Source organism: Vibrio japonicus (assembly GCF_024582835.1).
Taxonomy (GTDB): domain Bacteria; phylum Pseudomonadota; class Gammaproteobacteria; order Enterobacterales; family Vibrionaceae; genus Vibrio; species Vibrio japonicus.
Map to the genome: position 1 here is coordinate 568004 of NZ_CP102097.1, position 21122 is coordinate 589125.

Sequence of the window (21122 nt, forward strand, 5' to 3'; positions counted from 1 at the left end):
TAAAAGCTAGTTGGCGTTTTTAGATTGTGCAAGGAAGTGATATGAGTTCTTTGGCATCTGCGAAATTTATCGATTGCCCTCTCGCAAATGATAATCGTTATCACACATAGTTCCCTAAATGTCATACACTTGGATCAACAATTTATAAAGGTAATAAAAGCTATGATGGAACAAGTTACTCATTGGTTAGAAAAAGATCCCGATCCCCATACAAGAGAAGAGCTTCAACATCTTATTGATGAAAAAAACTATGACGAGTTAGAAGATAGGTTCAGTAAACGGCTTGAATTTGGGACAGCTGGGTTAAGGGGTAAAGTCGGTTGTGGTCCTAACCGTATGAATCGACTTGTCATACAAGAGACGGCAGCCGGTTTAGGTCACTATCTCATTGATGAAGTAGAAAATGCTTGCCTTCGTGGTGTCGTGGTTGGCTATGACGGACGTCCAGATTCGAAGCAATTTGCACATGACACCGCTTCTGTTCTTACTAGTCTGGGGCTTAAGGTCTACCTGACCCATAAAGTTGCTGCAACGCCGATTGTCGCGTTTGGTGTTGGACACTTTAACGCAGCTGCGGCTGTCGTCGTTACTGCAAGTCACAACCCACCGGAATACAATGGGTTTAAAGTCTACTGGGAAAATGGGGCGCAAATCATTCCGCCTCACGATTCAGGTATCGCGGCAGAAATCGATTTGGCAGCGAATCGGCCCATCCCCCTGTTGAGCCTAGACGACGCACATAAAAACGGTCTACTCGTTTGGTTAGAAGACGACTACTACCAAACCTATCGCCAGACAATGAACAACAACCCATTGTTGACCAATCACACAAGTCCTGATTCCGTGGGTATCGCTTACACCGCGATGCATGGTGTGGGCGCTCAAATGGCCGAAACACTACTCCAAGATGCTGGTTTTAATAAGGTTTACAGTGTAAAAGAGCAAAGAGAGCCTGATGGCACTTTCCCTACCGTTAACTTCCCAAACCCAGAAGAAGCGGGGGCAATGGACATGGTGGTCGCCTTAGCCCAAGCAAACAATGCCGATCTCGCTTGTGCGAACGACCCTGATGCAGACCGTTTTGCGGTGTCGGTAAGAACGCCTGATGGTGAGTATCAAATGTTAACGGGTGACCAAGTTGGTGCACTGTTTGGAGAGTATTTACTAAGCAAAACAGAGGGTTCGAAGCAACTTGTCGGCAATACCATCGTTTCTTCGACTTTACTGAGCAAGATAGCAAAAGCGCATGGGGCAACGTACTATCAAACCCTGACTGGGTTTAAGTGGCTCACCAATATCGCGATGCAATTGCAATCCGATGACAAACAGTTCTTATTCGCCTATGAAGAAGCACTCGGTTATACCGTGGGAAACAAAGTTTGGGACAAAGATGGTTTATCAGCAATCGTCGCCTTCGCTCAACTCACTGCCGAGCTAAAAAGCCAAGGTAAAACTATTTGGGATCAACTTGAAGCGATTTACCGCCAACATGGTATGCATTTCAACGTGCAGCACAGTTCAAAGTTGGATCCCAAAGATCCGCCTGTCGGTGATAAGCTTCGCGCCAATCCACCTACGATGATTGCTGGTCGCAAAGTAGAAATAGTGGAAGATTTAAAGACGCTTGTTAAAACCTACTCGGATGGCAAAACAGAATCTATCGACTTACCAGCAAGTGATGTGCTGATTTACCATCTTTCAGGTGACGCTCGTGTTATCGTTCGTCCATCAGGTACAGAACCAAAATTAAAATGTTATTACGAAGTCGTAGAGCCTTTTGCACCCGAAGACTCTTTCTCTGAGTCGATAGAAAAAGCAGAGCTCTCTATTGATATGCTAATCAGCGAGCACCAAAGCAGCTTATAAGTGCCACATTCCCTAATGTTAAATATTAAGCCTACTTTTACGTAGGCTTTTTTTTGGGATTATTTTGCCCTAACAACATGACAAACAATCACTGATAAATAAGTTTAATATGAATAAAAACACATTCAAAAAACACTATTAATATTTATATTAGTTAAGGGGGAAATTCATATTGTCCTATACTTAGAGCGCTAAGATTCACTAGTTGTATAAATTTGAGACTCTAGGTATGAAACGATTAACTTATATCGCTGCGATTATTTCGCTCAGCAGCATATTTGGTGTTGTTGCTGACGAGCATGCAAATGCCCTTTTAGAAGACGCACTCAGTGCAGCACCACCCACCTTGCGAGATAAAGTCACTGTCATGGATTGGGAAAATAACGTCTTACAAAAGGGTGACAGTCAATACACTTGCTTCCCGACACCACCGCAACTACAAGGCACAGCACCTATGTGTATGGATGGGCCTTGGATGGAGTGGGCCGACGCATGGATGAATAAAAAGCCATTTTCAGCTAAAGCGATCGGGATATCTTATATGTTGGCTGGTGATGGCGGCGCAAGTAACACTGACCCATATGCCGAAGCAGCAACAGATGACAATCAATGGATCGTAGAAGGACCGCATTTAATGATTATTACACCGGATCAAGCCCTTCTCGATTCTTTACCGACAGACCCTAATTATGGCGGCCCTTATGTTATGTGGAAAGGCACGCCATATGCGCACATTATGGTTCCGATAGGAGAAAGAAAATAATAGTTAAATTATAATAAGGCTCTTATATTCAATTATATAAGAGCCTTTCAGGTGTTTTTATTTTGAAAGCCAAACCCGAATAGCAATGCCAAAAGGTGTTGATATACCCGTGGTAATGTTTTCAACTTGACCCTTATTTATAATAAAGATTGTTGGCGTTACTTTCACACCCCATTCTCGCATTAATACATTATTAGGATCATTAGTATTATTAAATTGATAATCCTTGGCTTCCATAAATTGAGCAACTCGCTGATCGCTACCTGAAGCAGATGAAACGGCAACCACTTGATAATATTGATCTAACCAGCTCACACTTGGACTAACAAATTTGCATGCGCCGCACCATGTTGCCCAAAAATAGACAACTACAGGCGCTTCATAACTGGCCTCAACGATATTAATTGATTGACCATCCAAAGTCTGAACGGTGAAGTCTGCCGGGATAGTCTTTGGCATATCTTGGCTTCGGTACAAATCAACGCCAGCCACAATCGCCATCCCAATCACCACATAGATAATGATTTCTTTTACCCAATGTCTTAGTGATTTCTTCATACTTTTTGATTCCCACCAGCAAGTTCAATCGCCTTGACGACCATGTCATCTGTCAGAATAACGGGCAACGGAATCCCTTCTGGTGCGTTTGGGCCATAAACGATATTAAACGGTACGCCAAATCGACCATTTTCGCGCAAGTAACGGCTCACCTCACCGTTAGGGTGTGTCCAGTCTCCTTGCATTGGTATTACCCCGTCTTGCTTGAGTGTTGAATAGACAGGGTCTTGCAGCAATACGCCAATTTTGTTCGCTTGACACGTGACACACCAATCTGCCGTAACATTCACAAACACGGTTTTCCCCTGATTGACTGAGCGAGAAATCGCGGCTTTATCCAAAGGATGCCAAACCAGATCATCAGGCAGCGGTTTCGCCCATCTGTCGGCCGTCACACTACCGAGCACCAACGAGCTACTCAGTGCAAAAAGTAGTATCGCCCCTGTTACCAAAAACGCTTTATCACCGTGTACGCGCTTGATGGACTTGAGCATCACAACCGCTGATATTAGAGCGATAATAGTCAACCAAAACAGTGGAATATGATTGCTCAACAAATACATAAGCCACAAGCTCGTCATTAGCATCATTGCCCCAAACAAGTACTTCACCTTGTTCATCCAGCGTCCGGGTTTAGGCAATAAGTTTGCGAGCTGCGGAAAGGTAGAAACGATAATCCACGGTAGGGCCATGCCAAGGCCAAGAGCAGTAAAGATGATAAACAACTCTGCACTACTTGCTCCTAGAGCAAAGGCGACGGCGGTTCCTAACAATGGCGCTGAGCACGGCGTCGCTAACAATGTGGCAAACATGCCTTGAGTAAAGTGCCCTACTTGGGATTCGCCTCCCCTAGCCGCGATCCAAGTATTCACGCGAGAAGGAAGTGTAATATGAAACAGCCCTAGCATATTCGCGCCAAATACGCCCGTTACCAGCACCATCAGGCCAATAAACCACGGGCTTTGGAATTGAATCCCCCAACCGACGGCACTTCCTGTTAGCTTTAGTCCCCACAGCAGTGCTGCCAAAAGCCAAAATGAAAATAAAATACCAGCAGATGAAGCAAGAAATTGTCTTCTTATCTGAGACTTTTTCAATCCATGAGCTGAAATTACGCTGCTCAATTTCAATCCCAAAACAGGCAATACACACGGCATCACATTAAGAATCAAGCCGCCAGCCAGCGCAAATACCAACATGATCCACAGTGAAGATTGCGGAGATTCAACGCCCCCTAAGGTTGCCGCTACGTCCGTTTCTGCCAGTAAGCCTTGGTCTTTAACCGTTACCGTCAGCGGAATATGCGCGACGTTGATTTCTCGTTTCCAGCTTGAAACCTCAAACGTTACTGTCGCTTTGTTGTTTTCTAAGCGGGTAGAAAGTGGCTTAAAACTGTACTCTTTGCCCTGCTCGTCAAATGAGTCAACAATAAACTCTGGATGGCTCCAAGGTGAAGAACGAGTAAGCGAGACTTCTAATAGCCTCTTTTTCTGATCCCAATGCGCAACCGATTCTAAGATTTGCGCTGTTGTTCTTGGAACCTGACTGATGGCCTGCGCATATTGGAATGCGAATCCATCATTAATGTCTAACTGCTCGGGAGTGAACACAAGTGAGAAAGGGTAATCTGTCAGTACACAAACGGTCTCACAAGAAGAAAGCGTCAGCGTGGCGTTCAGTTCGACAGGACGATGCCAATCTTCTACGTGCAATGTTAGCGGAATAACTACATCATTTTCATAGCCGAGGGTATGGATTCCCAACAATTCAAACGGTTTCGGGTACGGCCAGTGCCATTCGTTATCAGTGAGATTACTTGAGCCTTGCCAGTCAATTTTGGGTGCAACTCCACCCTCACCTGGGCTTCGCCAGTAGGTTTTCCAGCCATCGTCGAGCTTAACTTCAAGAAACCCTTCAACCGTATGATCGCTTGGATTGCCTTGCCCTGTCAGCACGAAACGTGTGTTTACAGGTGGATGCTCGGAGTTATTCATCCACCCGGTATTTGTTTGTGCCCAAACACGAGAGGAGCAAATGAGTAGAACAAGCGTGATAACGCCAACGAGCTGATTAAACAGTCTTATAGTATTGATGCGGTTCATAATTCTTCCAACATTTCGTCAATAGTCACACTAAGTAACAACCGAACTTAAAGATACCCGTCAAAGGACCGCGTTAACTTAAAGAACTGTTCACATTAGGCAATTTTCTTTTGTAAGAAGATTTTATCGACACCTTCGGTTGGAAAGCCTGTGTAACGTCCTACTTCTTTAAATCCGAGTTTGGCGTAAAAACCGGGGGCCTGAAATGAGTAGGTATCCAGATAAATATCTGTGACGCCGAAGCGTTTGGCTTGCAGCTCCACTTCCGCCATCAGTTTTGATCCTATCCCAGCAGAACGGTTACTGTCATCCAGCCATAAGAACTCAACAAAAAGGGTGTTGGTAAAGATCTCTGCGGTTAATCCCCCTAAAAAGTTTCCGCCGGGGTCTTCCGCTACACAAGCAAGTGTTTGAATCTCTTGATCCGGAAAGTGTTTTAGATTGAAAGATTTCAAACCATTGTAAATCAGGTCTCTGATGTTTTTAGGCGGGTTCAACATGAACTGTATATGCATAAACAACTTCCCTATTAATAAAAAAGGCCAGCGATTGCTGACCTTCGAGACTGTGCCAAAAAGTGGCTTAACTAGCAAATGAACTGAGCATCCACAACGCCAACACAACGAAAATTAATCCCATAAACTTGTGCTGATATGTTCTAAACTTTGCGTTCTCAATTAAGGGCTTACCTAATGTACCAACAAGAGCAACCAATAGTAGGTTGAATGTTAAACCCAGCACATTAAGCAGCAAACCAAGTGCGAGCATCTGTTCTCCAGATGACGCGGTAATACCGCTGGAAACAAACTGAGGCAAGAACATCACAAAGAACACCAGCGCTTTTGGGTTGAGAAGATTACTCACCAAAGCGCGTTGGTAAAACGTTGTGGCCATTTTGGCTGTGCCATCTAGTTTTGGGGCGTCTGACGCGTTTGCTCTTAGGCAATCCCAGCCCATCTTTAGCAAGTAAGCGCCTCCCAGCAGGTGTAACGCCTTTAACGCAATCGGACTCATTGCGATCAGTGCGGAGACACCCAACGCAGCAAGCAGCGTGAGTATCACACCAGACGTTGCGTTGCCTAAACTGGCGAAAATACCCACTTTACGACCATAGCTCATGCTTGAACTGGCGATCAGCAGCATATCGGGTCCAGGCAGCAATAACAGTGCAACCACAGCCGTTAAATAAACGGGCAGCACAGAAATATCAATCATAATTTTTATATTACAGGAACAGGAAAGTGCGGGATTTTATACCAACATACAGTGCTAATCCATAGTCAATATAAAGACAAAAACCAATCATACAGAACAAAAATACAACCAAATATAGGATTATCAATTCTCTAACCAGAGCAATTTTGTACAAAAATATCAAACCCCTTTAGGCTAGACTGCTAAAAGGTAAAAATAGAGGAAAGTCATGGCTCATCAAATGGGAAAGGAATCTGCAAATTTCCAGCTCGCTAGCGAACTTGGTGGGCTTGAATTGCTCGATGCCAAATACACCAATCAGAATTTTTCTCGTCATAGTCACGAAGGCTATACCATTGGGGTAATTGAACGAGGTGCTCAGGAGACAGACTTTCATGACCAAAGCCTCTTTCACCGGCACTTTAAGCGTGCGATGGGCGTAACGCCAAAACAGTTTCAGAGCTAGGAGCATTTTAAGCTAGATATTAAGAGGATAGACATTACAGAGCAGTATTGTACAAGCCTAGGTTGCACTTTTTATGGCTGAATAAAAGTGCTTTTTTCATAATTAGAGATACCAATGAGTACCATCAGTTTGAATTCTACAATCACACCAAATCGTGGCCGCCTGTTTTGGCAAGGAACCCTCGCCATGTTGCCACTTAGCATTGCCGTCATCCCTTGGGGGCTTTTGGCTGGCTCGTACGCTGTCGAGTCTGGCTTAACTATCATGGAGAGCCAAGCGCTATCTGCCATCCTCTTTGCGGGTTCCGCACAACTCGTGGCAACAGGAATGATAAAAGCAGGTGCCAGTTTGGCCACCATGCTGCTCGCCACCTTTTTTATTACATCGCGCCACTTTCTCTACAGTGTTTCAATGCGCAGCAAAATCAGTCCACTGCCTTTGCGGTGGCGTCTAGCCTTGGGTTATTTACTCACCGATGAATTGTTTGCACTGTGTGGCCAGCAGTCTGAGAAACAGTTCGACCGCTGGTACGCATTAGGAGCCGGACTGAGTTTCTACCTAATCTGGAATCTGGTCACGCTGATAGGCATTGTCGCTGGTAGTTACATTCCAGCGATGAACGAACTAGGGCTTGAGTTCGCTGTCGCAGCAACATTTATTGCTATTGTTATTCCCAATGTAAAAAGTTCACCTGTTCTCGTTGCGGTGCTGGTGTCTCTGACACTTTCGGTCGTATGCAGTTACTTGGGCATCGAGTCTGGACTCATGATCGCCAGCGTAGGCGGTATGTTGGCTGGCTACGTTGCTGAAATGTTCAGAGGGGCGAAATCATGATTATGTTATCTATTTTGGCGATGACGGTTTTGGTCTTTGTCAGCCGCTACCTCTTTCTTGAGCCTAAGCTTCCACTACGACTTAACGCCCAAGCGCAACGATTACTTAGTTATTCTAGCCCAGCTGTACTTACGGCAATTTGGGCACCCATCGTGTTTATGCCCGATCAAGAACTCTGGTTAACCCCAAGCAATCCGTATCTCATTGGTGCAGCGGTAGCCGCGGTTATCGCGTGGAAAACGAAAAACGTTCTGCTAACCACATTCATTAGTATGGCTATTTTTCTTGTTCTTAAACTGATCTAGCCAAACAAAGCGGCAATACAGCCCATCCGTATAAACTGCAACCCATAATAAAAAACCTCTGATCGATCATCTCAATCAGAGGTTAAACCTTAACCTTGAGGTAATGTAAAATGGCTATTTCGCCACCCACTCAATTTCAATTAAGGTCTCATCACCACTCTTCAATCGCGCTAGAAACACATCACCTTGATGAACTTCGCCAACGCCTTGTGGTGTTCCCGTCATGATCACATCGCCATCCTGAAGCGTCGTATAACTCTGAAGCTCTTCCAATATCACCTGTGGTGGATACATCATCTGAGAAACATCGCCTTTTTGAACTCTCACACAGTTGATAAATAGCTCTATTTCCAAACACGCAATATCGATTCCAGCTAACGGAATAAAGCGACTAAAAACCGCAGATCCATCAAACGCTTTGGCGCGTTCCCAAGGAAGTCCTTTTTCTTTGAGCTTAGATTGCAACCCACGTTTGGTCAGATCTAACCCCAACCCTACGCCGTGGAACTGATTGTCTTTTACTAGAAAACAAATTTCGCCTTCGTAATGTAAAGGCTCTTGATGTGTAGAGCGTAATGTTGACGAGATAGACGTTGATGGCTTGTTGAACACCACCATTTGCTCTGGTACAGCATTGTTAAGCTCGTGTATATGCTCCAAATAATTGCGACCAACACAAACGACCTTGGTTGGATACACCAATTCTTCATCAAGCTTAATCGAGTACATACTTTCTTCCTTGAACAACGAGAACATAAGGGGATGATTCTAGTCTAAGTATGTTAAAAATAAACGAAATTAAGCGCGAAAACCGGACCAAATACCCATTATTGTTTAAACAAAAAGCGCCTGCACATACGTACAAGCGCTCAATTATCATTAGCGTTACGTTAGGAAGGTTTAACCTATAGGAAGTAACGTGCACCTACCGTCCACAAGTCATCCTCGTCCTCATTAATGTCGTTACCTGCGTCAACCTGATAACCTGCAAATCCAACAAACTTAGGCGTGATAGTGTATTCCAACTGAATAGCTGCCTGACTGAATATGGTGTCACTAGTCTCTGAATTTTCTAGCTGTTCATAGTTCGCTATCAAGTTCATGCCGTACCCTAATCCATACGCCACCAACACCTCGAGGGCTTCAGATTCTTTAACACCATCCACATAATCATTCATGGCAAACACTGCTGCACCATAAAAACCGCTGCCATAGTCACCCGCGCTAACCGACACGGCGTGAGATTCTGCTTCAACCGTATCAGCAACAGTCACATCACCTACACTGTACGCATACCCTAACGTGAACATGTCCGTTGCTAGACCCAGAGCCACTTGAACTCTATCATCGTAGTTTTCTGTTACTCCATCATCATCGTAATCGTCTTCATTGTTACCTTGCCAGCCTAAGCCCACATTTAAATCACCAAGGCCGCCTAACGCTAGGGCTTTACGATAACTCACCATTTTTTCCGCACGTGCGGTACCTAAGTTGTAGTGATTTTCATAAAGAAAGTCAGTTGCAAACGCGATCGGTAAGTCTGTTACACCTGCCACGTCGTAATATGGTGACCATTGAGTGCCGACAACCAAACGACCATACTGATCATGAGTCGCACCAATGTAGCCTAAACGTGTCGAGAAGGATTGCTCACCACCATTTAGGTAGTTAAGTGCCCATTCACCTTTTGCATCGACAGTAACGCCATTGCCAAGGTCTTGAACACCGGCAACATTAATACGAGGTGATACTTGGTGGACTTTAACCTCACCGCTTGAGTCGTATTCGCCAACACCTACATCGACATACCCACCAATGGCGAGCGTCGTATCACCACTACGGTAAACTTCAGCTGCAAACGCGTTGGTACCACATGCTGTTGCCATCACTGCTATGGCTAATAATTTCATTTTCATAATATTGTGTCCGTAAAAAGGTTAAACCTCGTCCGAATAAGGCAAACGCCAAAACAACGTGAACACTAAAAAGCTAGTCGGTAAAAAGCGTTTGTGAAAAGCTTACCCCGTCAAATTTTCGTTAATTTATGAAGGTTCTCAAACAATATTCGTCACAACCATGAATAAGCAACTGATTTAACAGTCTAATTTTGTCCAAGCAACAATTCGAAGCTTTAAGTGATTTAACTCACAATTTTCATAATTTGCTATGAACTTTATTCTGGTTTGATAAAGAAAGTCCGCAATCACACAATAGGAAAAATTATTGTCTAGAAAGGAAAAAGAGAGTAGGCGATATCATATAAGCGCACGATTAACGGTCTTAAATAAACGAAAAAGCCGCCACTCTTATATAGATGGAGCGACGGCATAAAAATGTGTTTTCAATTATCGATATTGGCTATTTGTTGTTTTTAACCGCTGTGTAGCCATACTCTTCGATCAGCTGCGATGCTTCTTTGCTGCTTAGGTACTTAATAAAAGTTCTGATTTCATCATCTGCCTTGCCCTCTTTGTAAACAACAAGGAATGGACGTGCTAACTCGTATTTTCCGTTAGCGATCATTGCATTATCGGGTTTTACGCCTTCAAACGTAATCGGCTTAACAGATTGGTCGATTGACCCCGTAGAAATAAAACCAATCGCTTGTTTGTTATGGTTTACGATGGTTTTGACCATACTGTTGCTATTTACCACTAAGTTGTTTGGGCTGATGTCTGACACTAAGCGATTGTTAATTATCTTAGTTAACCCCATCAGACTTTCAAAGCTGTAACGAGAACCGGATGATGCTTCACGCGTGACAACCGCGATTGCCTGATCGTTGCCACCGATCTCTTTCCAATTGGTGATTTTACCTTTGTAAATATCAAACAACTGCTCTCTCGTGATATTTTCAACCGAATTCGACTTGTTTACGACAACCGCTAAGCCATCATACGCTATCAAGTTAACGGCTAGATCTTCATCCTTCTCACTTTCTGTCAAATAGCGAGAACTCATACCAATGTCAGCAACACCTTTTTTTACTAGTGTAATACCGGCTGTTGAACCAACCCCTTGCACAGCAATGTAACTTTCAGGATGAGTAGAGTTATAGGTTTCAGCCAATACATCCATCACACGTGCCACAGACGTTGAGCCAGATACATTGACCTCGCTAGCCAACGCAGGTTGAACCGCTAGGGTACAGGATAAGAGTGCAGCAGCCACAGTGCGAAACATAATTTTCTCCATTCAAATTCAAGTAGGTAACCTTAACCGCAGCCATCATATTGCGATTAGATTACATTTTTGTGAAATGATATACAGACGGCGAAATATCCAAGAAATACTATGCTTAGAGTATCTGTAGTTGGAGCCAATATGAGTGTTGTGAGTTTGCTACAAAGACAAGTTGAAAGTCGTGCTCAGCTCATCTGCAAGCAGCGAAATCAAAGTGTGCCCGCAGAGTTAGGCAAAGCCACCTATGAAACGATAGAAGACGGTGTCGTGTTTATAAAAGAGCACTTTCTGCTCGATTCGACGCATCGTGAATTTATAAACCGAGTGGCGAAAGTCGAGTGGAACGCGGATAAAATCCGGTGGGAGTTATTTATGCCAGATACTATCTATGCAGACCGTTGGCTACCCTACCCATTTTTATCCAGTAGCAGTGATTTGACGGCTATCATGCGCGAAATAGATAAAGATCCGAAGGCAATATTCTGGGAAGATTGAAATAAAAAAGGCACTCAAGGTGCCTTTTTAAAGATTAAATATCGCTTTAATCCGCTGCAACTTCCGGTTGTTCTATTGGTTTGACATCTTCAAACACTTGTACAGGCTTTGCCACAAGGCTGCGATTTTCTTGGTTCACATCGTTGAGAACCACTTCCAGCACATCACCTAATCGGTAAACCACTTCTTTGTCGATTGAGATAGTGCCATTTTCACCGTCACACGCCAGACGTTCTTTGTTTGCAAGAATCAAAGAGCCAGGTATAAATGCCGCCGCACCATTTTCCATCAGACGGATTCGTGCACCCGCACGCGAAATATCAAAGATCTCACCGTTAAATACGGTACCTTTCTCTACTTCATCCGCCAATGTACGAGCGTATAACCAATCACCGACATTGCGTTCTGCAATCTTGTGGTGCTTGCGGTGTAGCGCTAGTTCTTCACCCACGGTTTCGTCAGCCGTTTGCACTGGCTCTTTACCCAATACATGTGCTTTTAGAATACGGTGGTTGATCATGTCGCCGTACTTACGAATTGGGGATGTCCAAGTCGCGTAAAGCTCTAGTCCCATTGCGTAATGTGGCAGTGGCTGATTGCCGATCTCGCTGTAGGTCTGGTACTTACGGATACGGTTATCGAGGTAAGAGGTGTCTTGCTTCGCTAGCCAGCGGCGCAATTCTGCAAACCCTTCAAGCGTTGTAATCGATTCTGTGGTAAATGGCAGCTCACCCTCAGGGTTAATAAGCGCAACCACATCTTCAATCTTTTCAGGTTTAAAACCAGCGTGTGTGTTAAATACGCCTGAACCAAAGCTCGCTTGCAGTGTGCGACCCGCACAAATGTTAGCGGTGATCATGGCTTCTTCAACCAGACGGTTTGCGCAACGACGCATATCGGCATGAATCGCAACAACGTCGTTGTCTTCACTCAACTCAAAGCGATAGTCTGGACGATCTGGGAACACAACCGCATTCTTCTCACGCCACTCGGCACGCGCTTTCGAAAATTCATACAAATCACGAACAATTTCTGCGATATGTTCGTTTGGTTGCCATGCTTCACAGCCACCATTCTCGATCCAATCTGAAACGTTGTCATATACCAGGCGAGCGTGAGACTTGATGTTAGCAGCAAAGAACTGGATATCGTCGCCGATCACGCCGTCTTTACTTACCGTGACGCTACAACATAGTGCTGGGCGCACTTCGTTTTCAATCAGTGAACACAGTTCATCCGCGAGGTCGCGTGGTAGCATTGGGATGTTGCGACCTGGAAGGTAAATCGTGAAACCACGCTCACGTGCTACTTTGTCCATCTCGCTGTCAGGAGTGATGTATGCTGTTGGATCAGCAATGGCAATCGTCAGCTCGAAGTCGCCACTGTCGAGTTTCTTCGCATAAAGGGCATCATCCATATCTTTTGTTGACTCACCATCGATGGTCACAAAAGGAATGTGGGTCATATCTATACGCTCTAAATCAGCGTCGTCTTTCACTTCCCAGTTTTCGATACCCGCAGGTTCACTATTTGGTAGATCATTTTCCGCCAACGTAACCCACCAAGGTGCAATTTTATCGTTCGCATCTGTGATCTTTTCAGAGATTTCTACAAAGAAACCGTTATCACCTTTCAACGGATGACGCGTCAGATGTGCGACAACCCAATCCCCCTCTTTGAAGTCATCACTCTTAAGGCCTTTCTTGACATTAGCCTTTAGAGATAACTTCTTCATCTGCGGATGATCTGGCGCAACATTCAACTTGCCCTTAAACAGCTTTACACGACCAATGAAGCGCGTAAATGTTTGCTCCAATAACTCTTCTGGTTCTGCCACTTCACGCTCTTTTTCAGTGCGGATAATCGCTTTTACTTTGTCGCCATGAAGACACTTTTTCATATACGGTGGTGGAATGAAAAAGCTGGTTTTACTGTCTACTTCAAGGAAGCCAAAGCCCTTCTCAGTCGCTTTGATTGTCCCTTCCTTTTTAGGTAGGTTTTCTTGGATTTGCTGCTTAAGTTGAGCCAGTAGCGGGTTATCTTGGAACATCTCTACAATTTCTTACTGAAAAAATTGCGCACACTATAACATTGCGGCTATGGCCAAGCTACCTTGAGTAGATGACTATCTACAAAAGTGTTTATTTAATAGCCTGTTAAAAACGTAAAAAATGACCGCCATGAAGGTTTTATGAACACTTTTCTCTCATGTGAGAAAAATATGTGATGTATTTCAATTTTTTCTAGCTTTTTTTGTGCTTTTAGGGAATAATTCGCACCCCTTATATATGTCCCAAGCGGCTTGATGCGATTTACGACTTATCCGCATCTGAACGGATTCAGCGATAATCAGGATTGGTATTGGAATTGGTAGAGCTCGTGGGACCTTTTGTTGACATTAATTAGTAGGATCCCAATGACAGATTCTGTAATCCAGTTTAGCGATCTAGCGCTTAACGACTCTATCCTTTCTGCTCTTGACGGAATGGGTTTCGTTTCACCAACTCCAATTCAGGCGGCGGCTATCCCTCACCTGATGGCTGGTTCAGACGCACTAGGTAAAGCTCAAACGGGTACTGGTAAAACAGCAGCGTTCTCTCTGCCACTTCTAAACAAGGTTGATTTCTCTCAACGTAAGCCACAAGCGATCGTGCTTGCTCCGACTCGTGAGCTAGCAATCCAAGTAGCTGCTGAGATGAAGAACCTAGGTAAAAACATCTCTGGCCTTAAAGTGCTAGAAATCTACGGTGGTGCATCTATCGTTGATCAGATGCGTGCTCTTAAAAATGGCGCGCAAATTATCGTAGGTACACCAGGTCGTGTTCAAGACCTAATCAACCGCGATCGCCTTCACCTAGACGAAGTACACACATTCGTTCTGGATGAAGCAGACGAAATGCTAAACATGGGTTTCGTTGATGACGTAACAGCGATCATGGAACACGCGCCATCTTCTGCACAACGTGTTTTGTTCTCTGCGACTATGCCTCCAATGCTGAAAAACATTGTTGAGCGCTTCCTACGTGAACCAGTAACGATTGACGTTGCGGGTAAAAACCACACAGTAGATAAAGTAGAGCAACAATTCTGGGTTGTTAAAGGCGTAGAAAAAGACGAAGCCATGTCTCGTCTACTTGAAACTGAAGAGACTGACGCGTCTATCGTATTCGTACGTACTCGTCAGGATACTGAGCGTCTGGCTGATTGGTTATGTGCACGCGGCTTCAAAGCGTCTGCACTACACGGTGACATTCCTCAGTCTCTACGTGAGCGTACTGTTGATCACATCAAACAAGGTGTTATCGACATTCTTGTTGCAACTGACGTTGTTGCTCGTGGTCTTGACGTTCCTCGTATCACGCACGTATTTAACTACGACATCCCATTCGATGTTGAGTCATACATCCACCGTATCGGCCGTACTGGTCGTGCTGGACGTAAAGGTAAAGCGATCCTTCTAGTTCGCACAAACCAAATGCGTATGCTTCGCACTATCGAGCGCGTAACTAAGTCTTCAATGGAAGAAATCCAACTTCCAATGCGTGACAAAGTTGCTGAAGCTCGTCTAGTTAAACTAGGTGCTGAACTAGAAGCAGACAAAGAACACAAAGCGCTAGAGAAATTCTCTGAGCTAGTTGAAAAACTGCAAGAAACGCTAGAAATCGATGCAACTACACTAGCTGCTATCCTTCTTAAGCGTCAGCAAGGCAAACGCCCGCTATTCTACATTGGCGAAGACCCAATGATTGAAGCAATTGAGCGTGATAAGAAACGTCGTCAAGATCGCCGCGAAGGTGGCCGTGATGGTCGTCGTGAAGGTGGACGTGACTTCAACAGCAACCAAGATTGGGATACTTACCAGTTCCAAGTTGGTCGCGAGCAAGGCGTTCAAGTGAAAGACATCGTTGGTGCACTAGCAAACGAACTAGGCCTAACTAAAGGTTCTATCGGCGCGATCAAACTGGCTCAAGGCGAAACTTACGTTCAGCTGCCAAAAGCAATGTCTTCAGACGCAGCAACTAAGCTAAGCAAGCTTCGTATTCGTCAGAAACAAGTTGACGCTGTTGTTTGTGACTTCAACGATTTCCGTGAACCTCGTGGTCGCCGTGACGGTGGTCGTGATGGTGGTGGTCGTGGTCGCGATGGCGGTCGTCGTGAAGGCGGTTTCCGTAATCGTGATGGTAACCGTGAAGGCAACCGCGAAGGCGGCGGCTACCGTGGTAACCGTGAAGGTGGTCGTGGTAATCGTGAAGGCGGCCGTGATGGCGAACGTCGTTTCGACCGTAACCGTGGTGGTGATCACCGTGGTAACCATCGTGGTGAACGTGGTCATGGACGTGCTCGTCGCAGCGAAGGTTAATCCTTGCTGATACGCACATGAATACAAAAAGCCAGTAGCAATGCTACTGGCTTTTTTTGTTATTTTTTAATTAGCTCGGAAAGGTTAGTTCACGCGTTTCACGGTTTTACGCTCCACCAATGTAGGCTCGAGCTGTACCACTTGCGGTTCAGTTTCTCCGCCGTCCAACTTATTCAGTAACGCTTCTACTGCTGCTTTACCTAAGCGATATTTTGGCTGGTGAATCGTCGTCAACGCTGGGGTCATAAACTTCGCAATATGGATATCATCGTAGCCAATAATTGAAAGATCTTCAGGAATTCGAATTCCCCGCTCATTTGCCGCATTGATGACGCCCAGCGCCATCATATCGTTACAGACAAAAATCGCTTCTGGTAGCGCGCCTTTATCGCACATCTTGTGAAAAGATTCATAACCGCCTTCGCACTCAAAGTCTGACTCAATGATCCAGTTAGGATTGAACTCGAGTCCCGCTTCATTCAATGCGCGTTTATACCCTTCATAACGCATTTGCGCCTGATGTTTCACCAGCGGCCCGGTAATACAACCAATGTGTGTATGCCCTGCATCCACCAAATACTTCGCCGCCATGTAACCACCGCGCAGTGAGTTATCTTGAATTTTGTCACTGGTAAACAGAATGGGTCCCCAGTCCATCACTACGACAGGAATGTCTGGGTACTTCTCAAACACATCAATGCGCTCTCCTTCCAACGACGAACACATCAAAATCAAGCCATCGACGCGCTTTTGCAGCAAGGTATTGATCGATTCACGCATACACTCATTGTCGCCTTCCGTGTTACACAAAATCAGGTTATACCCTTTGTGATAACAGCTGCGCTCAACACCTTTTACCACTTCACCAAAAAACGGGTTGGTTGAGGTCGTGACCAGCATACCAATGGTTTTGGTACGATTGATTTTAAGGCTGCGAGCTAACGCGGAAGGTGCATAATTAAGCTCCTGAGCAGCCTTGTTGACTCGCTCAGAAATCTCTTCACTGACAAATCGCGACTTGTTGATTACATGGCTAACGGTCGAGGTCGATACCCCCGCCAGTCTCGCAATGTCTTTCATTGTTGCCATGTAATATCTTCCCTCTAACTGGCGTTATTAACGATTATTCGTGCTCGGTAAGAAAAGCGTCAACTTCTTCTCTGCTAGGTATTGAGGTTTGCGCGCCAAAGCGAGTTACCGAAATTGCTGCCGCCGCATGAGCAAACTTAATGGCTGATTTTAGAGGCAATTGTTCCAATAAACCAGTGACCAATGCCCCATTAAAGGTATCCCCCGCAGCGGTGGTATCGGTTGCCGCTACTCTAAAACCGGAGATCAGCTCCCCTTTACCATCCATGCTTAACCAAACACCTTTCGCACCAAGTGTAATCAATACGGTGTCGATACCCTTTCTGTGGAGAGCATTCGCAGCTTCTTGCGCAGTCCCATCATCCGTAACTTCGATTCCGGTTAATACTTCTGCTTCGGTTTCATTCGGGGTGATGATGTCGACACAAGATAGGAGCTCATCAGACAACGCTTTCGCTGGCGCTGGGTTAAGTATTACCTTGGTTTGCGCTTGCTTAGCGACTTGTGCCGCTTTTTCGATGCCGCAAAGTGGTGTTTCTAGCTGCATCAACAGATAGTCAGCCTGACGAATACGCTCTAGATCCGGCTCAATCGCCTCTGCAGTCAATTTGTCATTCGCTTCCGCGGATAGACAAATGCTGTTTTCACCACTGTCTGAGACTTGAATCATCGCGATGCCTGTTGGGCAGTTAGGCTGCATTTTGACCGCACCGATATCGATGTTATCCATTTTGAAGTTTTCGCGAATGTTGATGCCAAATGCATCGTCACCAACACAGGCGATAAACCCAGTATCTGCTTTTAGACGGGCGGCTGCGACCGCTTGGTTCGCCCCTTTACCACCTGGGATAACTTGGTAATTGCGACCATGAAGCGTCTCGCCTGGGCGAGGAAAAGAAGGCACTTGAAGAACATGGTCAGCGTTAACACTACCTAAAACCACTAACTTATTCATACGGTTATCCTCGGTTCTCTAGAACCTTTATACAATTTCAACAGTTAATAAGTTTGTGCTCTCGTAAAAGCACAAGCTTATTGGCCCTCCCCCTCTAAACGACAGATAATAACGAGGGAGAGGACGCAATTGGCTTACACCCGTTGATAAGGGTGAGTTCACCCCCTAGAGGGTGTTATTTACTTCGATACGACTTTTAGTGGTACTGGGATGTACTGCTCAACAGATTCGCCCTGTAGAACTTTCACCGCGGTTTCAATCCCTAACGCACCAATCAGATCAGGCTGCTGAGCAACCGTGCCCGCCAACTTGCCACGGTTAACCGCTGCAATACCATCTTCGGTACCATCAAAGCCCACGATCATCACGTCTTTACCCGACGCTTGTACTGCGCAATGCACCCAGTGCCATCTCATCGACCTATATCATTCACGTTTAGACAAACAAGAGCTTTCAAAATCTAGCCATTTTCATACTGACAGAAAACTCATCGAAACGTTTCGATGAATAATAATGCCTAGCTGAAAATTTGCGAACAGATGTACGAAAGAGTGTGAATTTGATCTTTTAAATGTAAAAAGTACGTATTAAAAGATGATCAAGGCCAACAAAACCGTATCCATGCTGGGAGGAGAATGACGAAATTAACGTGACCCAGACACACGTTCACCCACTTTTTGGGTATAGTCGCGCCATAAAGATTTTAGGAAGTAATGATGAAAAAACTGGCTTTTACTCTCTTTACTCTGCTTGCGTTGAGTGCATGTAAAGATGAAGTGGGAACTCAAGACTGGTGTGAGGCTATGGATCAAACACCAAAAACAAAATGGAACGCGCAAACAGCTGTGGATTACGCAAAGCACTGCGTCATTTTGAATCCAGTAGGCAGCGACGCCTGGTGTAACCAACTAGAAAACAAACCAAAAGCAGATTGGTCAACAAACGACGCGGCCAGCTACGCAAAACACTGCATTTTTTAACCTTATTTCGTGCGTCACTACACGTAGAGAAATCCAGAAATAAAAAAGCTGCACCATTTTTGCAGCTTTATTTATCAAGTACGCTCTTCCAGCGCGATATTCTCATTTGCCCACAATAAGGCTTGCAATCGATTTTTGGCGTGAATTTTTTTAAATATATTGTGCAGGTGAGTTTTTACTGTATTTTCACTGACGTATAACTCATCAGCAATCTGCAAGTTCGATGCACCGTGTCCAAGTAGGCGCATGATCTCTTTTTCTCGTTTCGTCAGATTCGCGTACGCCTGCGATGTCGTCACTGTGTTGGCGCCACGAAAGAACTCAATGTACTCCTGCGCAAGTTTACGAGACAGCCACATTTCATCATTCATGATCTTTTCCATGCCCTTGAGCAATAGAGAAAGATCATCATCAACATAAAATACACCGACTAAGTTTCGCCATCTGAACAACTGAGTAGAAGCCACATCTTTCGGACAGTTAATCACTATCTCCTTCACTGGCTTATCGCTCGTAGACTTGAGCTGACTATAAGCGTTGAGCTTTTCGTCATCCAAGTAATGGTAGTCAAATAATAAAAAATCACCGAGTAAACTGTCTACATCATCAGAAGTCTGAAGATCTTCGTCGGTTACTATATTAACCTTTAGCTTAAGTCCACTTTCGAGTGAGTCTTTAAACAAATTAGACTGCATACTCACATCAGACAAAAGAGTTAATCGGTGGGAATCACAATCCATCATGAAAAGAATCTCCAGCTTTTGCGTTTATTCTAAAACTATCGTTTAGTTGGAATTAGTCAACTTAACCAAGCGACTAGCCATTCAAAATACAAAGAAAAGCGCTTAAATTTCATATCATTATGCAACCTTCTTATTTATGAGAATGGGGCATTTTCAACCGTACAAGCGGGATTGACATACGAGAAAATACAACCAAGAGTAGCAAACCGAAAACATTCGCTAATGAAAAAGAACCGCCCGATTTTTGCGTGGCTAGCTGACTAGTCCCAGGAGGAAGCGATGTGGCCAATTGGCTTTTTACGAGTACTCGTTCCCCATTCTGCACATCAACGTAGATTTTGGGCTCGACTTCACCATTAAGCACTTGATTAATCCAACCTTGATAGTCGTATATGTCGGTAAATACTGAGGTAACTCGATACTTTGGATCTCCGCATGTCTCAAGACCAAAGCTGGAAATCCCAACTTGAATATACTCCCCACCATAGTAGTAATAAACCGGTCCTCCTGAGTCACCTGCACAAATAGAGTTTTGTGTCCCCCCTGTAACTTCAGGACTGCCAAAACAAAGTTGCTTATCGCTGATTTTTCCTCCAAATACTGACTCACACTGGGTATTCGACAATATGGACAACTGCGTTTTAAGTAGCTCTGTTCCACCGGGCTCATCAGTATTGATATACCCATGCCCCAAAGCATAAAATTCGCCATTCACTGGAAAGTTATTATTTATGCTTGAGTTAAGCAAATACTGCAAATCGTCAACGGGAAGTGGGGATTCTAGCTCAATGATGGCAATGTCATCACGCCACAACTCGTTTGGCGAATTGACAAAACTAGTCGGATAGTAAAACGCTCCTGCTTTTGCCTGAGCGCTAGAAAGAAAATCGCTTTCATCTTCTAGATTTGGTGAAACAACGGTATGAAGCAAAAATTCATCGTCTTGTTGTAGACAGTGAGCAGAAGTCAGTACAAACCGACTATTTATGATGGTCGCCCCACAGAAACTGCTCGGGGTGTAGTGCGTAGCCGTTCGATAAAAAAGGCTAGCAAATGAAGGATAATTAGAGATATTTACTATTGAGCCATTAACAATATAAGGCGTAACTTCAAGTGCCGAAGCAAAAGCACTTATAAACCACATCATCAGGACACTAGCTTGTTTAAGCATAAGTCCTCTCCTTTTTGTGAGTTATATCCACTAATTTGGAAGTTTAGATCACAAAAAG

Annotated in this window: 20 protein-coding genes and 2 pseudogenes; 9 read left to right on the forward strand and 13 right to left on the reverse strand. The window is 44.6% G+C overall.

Annotated features, from left to right (window positions below):
• Positions 1 to 162: 162 nt before the first annotated feature.
• Both NP165_RS15740 and NP165_RS15745 read left to right on the forward strand, forming a co-directional pair.
• Positions 163 to 1866 carry a phospho-sugar mutase gene (locus NP165_RS15740; protein ID WP_257086701.1) on the forward strand — a complete coding sequence of 568 codons (1704 nt, stop codon included), beginning with the start codon at positions 163 to 165 and terminating at the stop codon, positions 1864 to 1866.
• 229 nt (positions 1867 to 2095) lie between these two features.
• Positions 2096 to 2629, forward strand: coding sequence for a hypothetical protein (locus NP165_RS15745; protein WP_257086702.1), 534 nt, complete (start codon positions 2096 to 2098; stop codon positions 2627 to 2629).
• 57 nt (positions 2630 to 2686) lie between these two features.
• On the opposite strand, the gene NP165_RS15750 is transcribed toward NP165_RS15745, so the two are convergent.
• The 4 genes from NP165_RS15750 to NP165_RS15765 form a co-directional block, all read right to left on the reverse strand.
• On the reverse strand, positions 2687 to 3187 hold the full coding sequence (locus NP165_RS15750) for a protein disulfide oxidoreductase (RefSeq protein WP_257086703.1): 501 nt from the start codon (positions 3185 to 3187) through the stop codon (positions 2687 to 2689).
• Complete coding sequence (locus tag NP165_RS15755; RefSeq protein WP_257086704.1) at positions 3184 to 5289, reverse strand: protein-disulfide reductase DsbD family protein; 2106 nt, start codon at positions 5287 to 5289, stop codon at positions 3184 to 3186. The genes NP165_RS15750 and NP165_RS15755 overlap by 4 nt, the downstream gene beginning before the upstream one ends.
• Positions 5290 to 5384: 95 nt before the next feature.
• The gene (locus NP165_RS15760) at positions 5385 to 5804 is read right to left on the reverse strand and encodes a GNAT family N-acetyltransferase (RefSeq protein ID WP_257086705.1); all 420 of its coding nucleotides are present in this window, start codon (positions 5802 to 5804) and stop codon (positions 5385 to 5387) included.
• A gap of 67 nt (positions 5805 to 5871) precedes the next feature.
• Positions 5872 to 6504 (reverse strand): LysE family translocator, encoded by a 633-nt coding sequence (locus NP165_RS15765; RefSeq protein WP_257086706.1) that lies wholly within the window; start codon positions 6502 to 6504, stop codon positions 5872 to 5874.
• Positions 6505 to 6712: 208 nt separating this feature from the next.
• On the opposite strand from NP165_RS15765, the pseudogene NP165_RS15770 reads away from it, so the two are divergent.
• The 4 genes and pseudogenes from NP165_RS15770 to NP165_RS15780 all read left to right on the forward strand — a co-directional run.
• Positions 6713 to 6865, forward strand: a pseudogene (locus NP165_RS15770) (AraC family ligand binding domain-containing protein); the annotation flags it as partial.
• The gene (locus tag NP165_RS20125; protein WP_371133755.1) at positions 6848 to 6949 is read left to right on the forward strand and encodes an AraC family transcriptional regulator; all 102 of its coding nucleotides are present in this window, start codon (positions 6848 to 6850) and stop codon (positions 6947 to 6949) included. The pseudogene NP165_RS15770 and the gene NP165_RS20125, both read left to right, overlap by 18 nt.
• Positions 6950 to 7063: 114 nt before the next feature.
• The gene (locus tag NP165_RS15775) at positions 7064 to 7783 is read left to right on the forward strand and encodes an AzlC family ABC transporter permease (RefSeq protein ID WP_257086707.1); all 720 of its coding nucleotides are present in this window, start codon (positions 7064 to 7066) and stop codon (positions 7781 to 7783) included.
• Positions 7780 to 8088 (forward strand): AzlD domain-containing protein, encoded by a 309-nt coding sequence (locus NP165_RS15780; RefSeq protein ID WP_257086708.1) that lies wholly within the window; start codon positions 7780 to 7782, stop codon positions 8086 to 8088. The genes NP165_RS15775 and NP165_RS15780 overlap by 4 nt, the downstream gene beginning before the upstream one ends.
• Before the next feature lie 114 nt (positions 8089 to 8202).
• Here the strand turns inward: NP165_RS15780 and NP165_RS15785 are convergent, their stop codons facing one another.
• The 3 genes from NP165_RS15785 to NP165_RS15795 form a co-directional block, all read right to left on the reverse strand.
• Positions 8203 to 8817, reverse strand: coding sequence for a fumarylacetoacetate hydrolase family protein (locus NP165_RS15785; protein ID WP_257086709.1), 615 nt, complete (start codon positions 8815 to 8817; stop codon positions 8203 to 8205).
• A gap of 176 nt (positions 8818 to 8993) precedes the next feature.
• Positions 8994 to 10004: a porin gene (locus NP165_RS15790; RefSeq protein ID WP_257086710.1), complete on the reverse strand. Its 1011-nt coding sequence runs from the start codon at positions 10002 to 10004 to the stop codon at positions 8994 to 8996.
• A gap of 442 nt (positions 10005 to 10446) precedes the next feature.
• A complete protein-coding gene (locus NP165_RS15795; protein WP_257086711.1) occupies positions 10447 to 11271 on the reverse strand; it encodes a phosphate ABC transporter substrate-binding protein in 825 nt (274 codons plus the stop codon).
• Between the two features lie 141 nt (positions 11272 to 11412).
• Between NP165_RS15795 and NP165_RS15800 the strand changes: the two genes are divergently transcribed.
• Positions 11413 to 11766, forward strand: a complete 354-nt coding sequence (locus NP165_RS15800) for a DUF3024 domain-containing protein (RefSeq protein WP_257086712.1) — start codon at positions 11413 to 11415, stop codon at positions 11764 to 11766.
• Positions 11767 to 11812: 46 nt separating this feature from the next.
• Here the strand turns inward: NP165_RS15800 and rnb are convergent, their stop codons facing one another.
• Positions 11813 to 13816, reverse strand: coding sequence for an exoribonuclease II (rnb, locus tag NP165_RS15805; RefSeq protein WP_257086713.1), 2004 nt, complete (start codon positions 13814 to 13816; stop codon positions 11813 to 11815).
• A gap of 366 nt (positions 13817 to 14182) precedes the next feature.
• On the opposite strand from rnb, the gene NP165_RS15810 reads away from it, so the two are divergent.
• Positions 14183 to 16126, forward strand: a complete 1944-nt coding sequence (locus NP165_RS15810) for a DEAD/DEAH box helicase (protein ID WP_257086714.1) — start codon at positions 14183 to 14185, stop codon at positions 16124 to 16126.
• Between the two features lie 84 nt (positions 16127 to 16210).
• Here NP165_RS15810 and NP165_RS15815 read toward each other — a convergent pair whose 3' ends face one another.
• From NP165_RS15815 to NP165_RS15825, 3 genes and pseudogenes are all read right to left on the reverse strand, one after another.
• Positions 16211 to 17215, reverse strand: coding sequence for a substrate-binding domain-containing protein (locus NP165_RS15815; RefSeq protein WP_257086715.1), 1005 nt, complete (start codon positions 17213 to 17215; stop codon positions 16211 to 16213).
• 34 nt (positions 17216 to 17249) lie between these two features.
• Positions 17250 to 18170, reverse strand: a complete 921-nt coding sequence (rbsK, locus tag NP165_RS15820) for a ribokinase (protein WP_257086716.1) — start codon at positions 18168 to 18170, stop codon at positions 17250 to 17252.
• 179 nt (positions 18171 to 18349) lie between these two features.
• Positions 18350 to 18587: pseudogene (locus NP165_RS15825) on the reverse strand (substrate-binding domain-containing protein); the annotation flags it as partial.
• Positions 18588 to 18886: 299 nt separating this feature from the next.
• On the opposite strand from NP165_RS15825, the gene NP165_RS15830 reads away from it, so the two are divergent.
• Positions 18887 to 19150: a DUF3012 domain-containing protein gene (locus NP165_RS15830; protein WP_257086842.1), complete on the forward strand. Its 264-nt coding sequence runs from the start codon at positions 18887 to 18889 to the stop codon at positions 19148 to 19150.
• Positions 19151 to 19224: 74 nt separating this feature from the next.
• Here the strand turns inward: NP165_RS15830 and NP165_RS15835 are convergent, their stop codons facing one another.
• Complete coding sequence (locus NP165_RS15835) at positions 19225 to 19893, reverse strand: LuxR C-terminal-related transcriptional regulator (protein WP_257086717.1); 669 nt, start codon at positions 19891 to 19893, stop codon at positions 19225 to 19227.
• Positions 19894 to 20023: 130 nt separating this feature from the next.
• Entirely contained in the window at positions 20024 to 21064 is a 1041-nt protein-coding gene (locus tag NP165_RS15840) for a S1 family peptidase (protein WP_257086718.1), read from the reverse strand.
• Positions 21065 to 21122: the final 58 nt, after the last annotated feature.

What these genes read in the sequence shown, in the direction of transcription:
- NP165_RS15810 (WP_257086714.1), top strand. Translation starts at nt 14,183, where the DNA reads ATGACAGATTCTGTAATCCAGTTTAGCGATCTAGCGCTTAACGACTCT.
- NP165_RS15750 (WP_257086703.1), bottom strand. Translation starts at nt 3,187, where the DNA reads ATGAAGAAATCACTAAGACATTGGGTAAAAGAAATCATTATCTATGTG.
- rbsK (WP_257086716.1), bottom strand. Translation starts at nt 18,170, where the DNA reads ATGAATAAGTTAGTGGTTTTAGGTAGTGTTAACGCTGACCATGTTCTT.
- NP165_RS15780 (WP_257086708.1), top strand. Translation starts at nt 7,780, where the DNA reads ATGATTATGTTATCTATTTTGGCGATGACGGTTTTGGTCTTTGTCAGC.
- NP165_RS15835 (WP_257086717.1), bottom strand. Translation starts at nt 19,893, where the DNA reads ATGATGGATTGTGATTCCCACCGATTAACTCTTTTGTCTGATGTGAGT.
- NP165_RS15840 (WP_257086718.1), bottom strand. Translation starts at nt 21,064, where the DNA reads ATGCTTAAACAAGCTAGTGTCCTGATGATGTGGTTTATAAGTGCTTTT.
- NP165_RS15785 (WP_257086709.1), bottom strand. Translation starts at nt 8,817, where the DNA reads ATGTACTCGATTAAGCTTGATGAAGAATTGGTGTATCCAACCAAGGTC.
- NP165_RS15830 (WP_257086842.1), top strand. Translation starts at nt 18,887, where the DNA reads ATGAAAAAACTGGCTTTTACTCTCTTTACTCTGCTTGCGTTGAGTGCA.
- NP165_RS15755 (WP_257086704.1), bottom strand. Translation starts at nt 5,289, where the DNA reads ATGAACCGCATCAATACTATAAGACTGTTTAATCAGCTCGTTGGCGTT.
- NP165_RS15740 (WP_257086701.1), top strand. Translation starts at nt 163, where the DNA reads ATGATGGAACAAGTTACTCATTGGTTAGAAAAAGATCCCGATCCCCAT.
- NP165_RS15745 (WP_257086702.1), top strand. Translation starts at nt 2,096, where the DNA reads ATGAAACGATTAACTTATATCGCTGCGATTATTTCGCTCAGCAGCATA.
- NP165_RS15775 (WP_257086707.1), top strand. Translation starts at nt 7,064, where the DNA reads ATGAGTACCATCAGTTTGAATTCTACAATCACACCAAATCGTGGCCGC.
- NP165_RS15795 (WP_257086711.1), bottom strand. Translation starts at nt 11,271, where the DNA reads ATGTTTCGCACTGTGGCTGCTGCACTCTTATCCTGTACCCTAGCGGTT.
- NP165_RS15800 (WP_257086712.1), top strand. Translation starts at nt 11,413, where the DNA reads ATGAGTGTTGTGAGTTTGCTACAAAGACAAGTTGAAAGTCGTGCTCAG.
- NP165_RS15760 (WP_257086705.1), bottom strand. Translation starts at nt 5,804, where the DNA reads ATGCATATACAGTTCATGTTGAACCCGCCTAAAAACATCAGAGACCTG.
- NP165_RS15765 (WP_257086706.1), bottom strand. Translation starts at nt 6,504, where the DNA reads ATGATTGATATTTCTGTGCTGCCCGTTTATTTAACGGCTGTGGTTGCA.
- NP165_RS15815 (WP_257086715.1), bottom strand. Translation starts at nt 17,215, where the DNA reads ATGGCAACAATGAAAGACATTGCGAGACTGGCGGGGGTATCGACCTCG.
- NP165_RS15790 (WP_257086710.1), bottom strand. Translation starts at nt 10,004, where the DNA reads ATGAAAATGAAATTATTAGCCATAGCAGTGATGGCAACAGCATGTGGT.
- rnb (WP_257086713.1), bottom strand. Translation starts at nt 13,816, where the DNA reads ATGTTCCAAGATAACCCGCTACTGGCTCAACTTAAGCAGCAAATCCAA.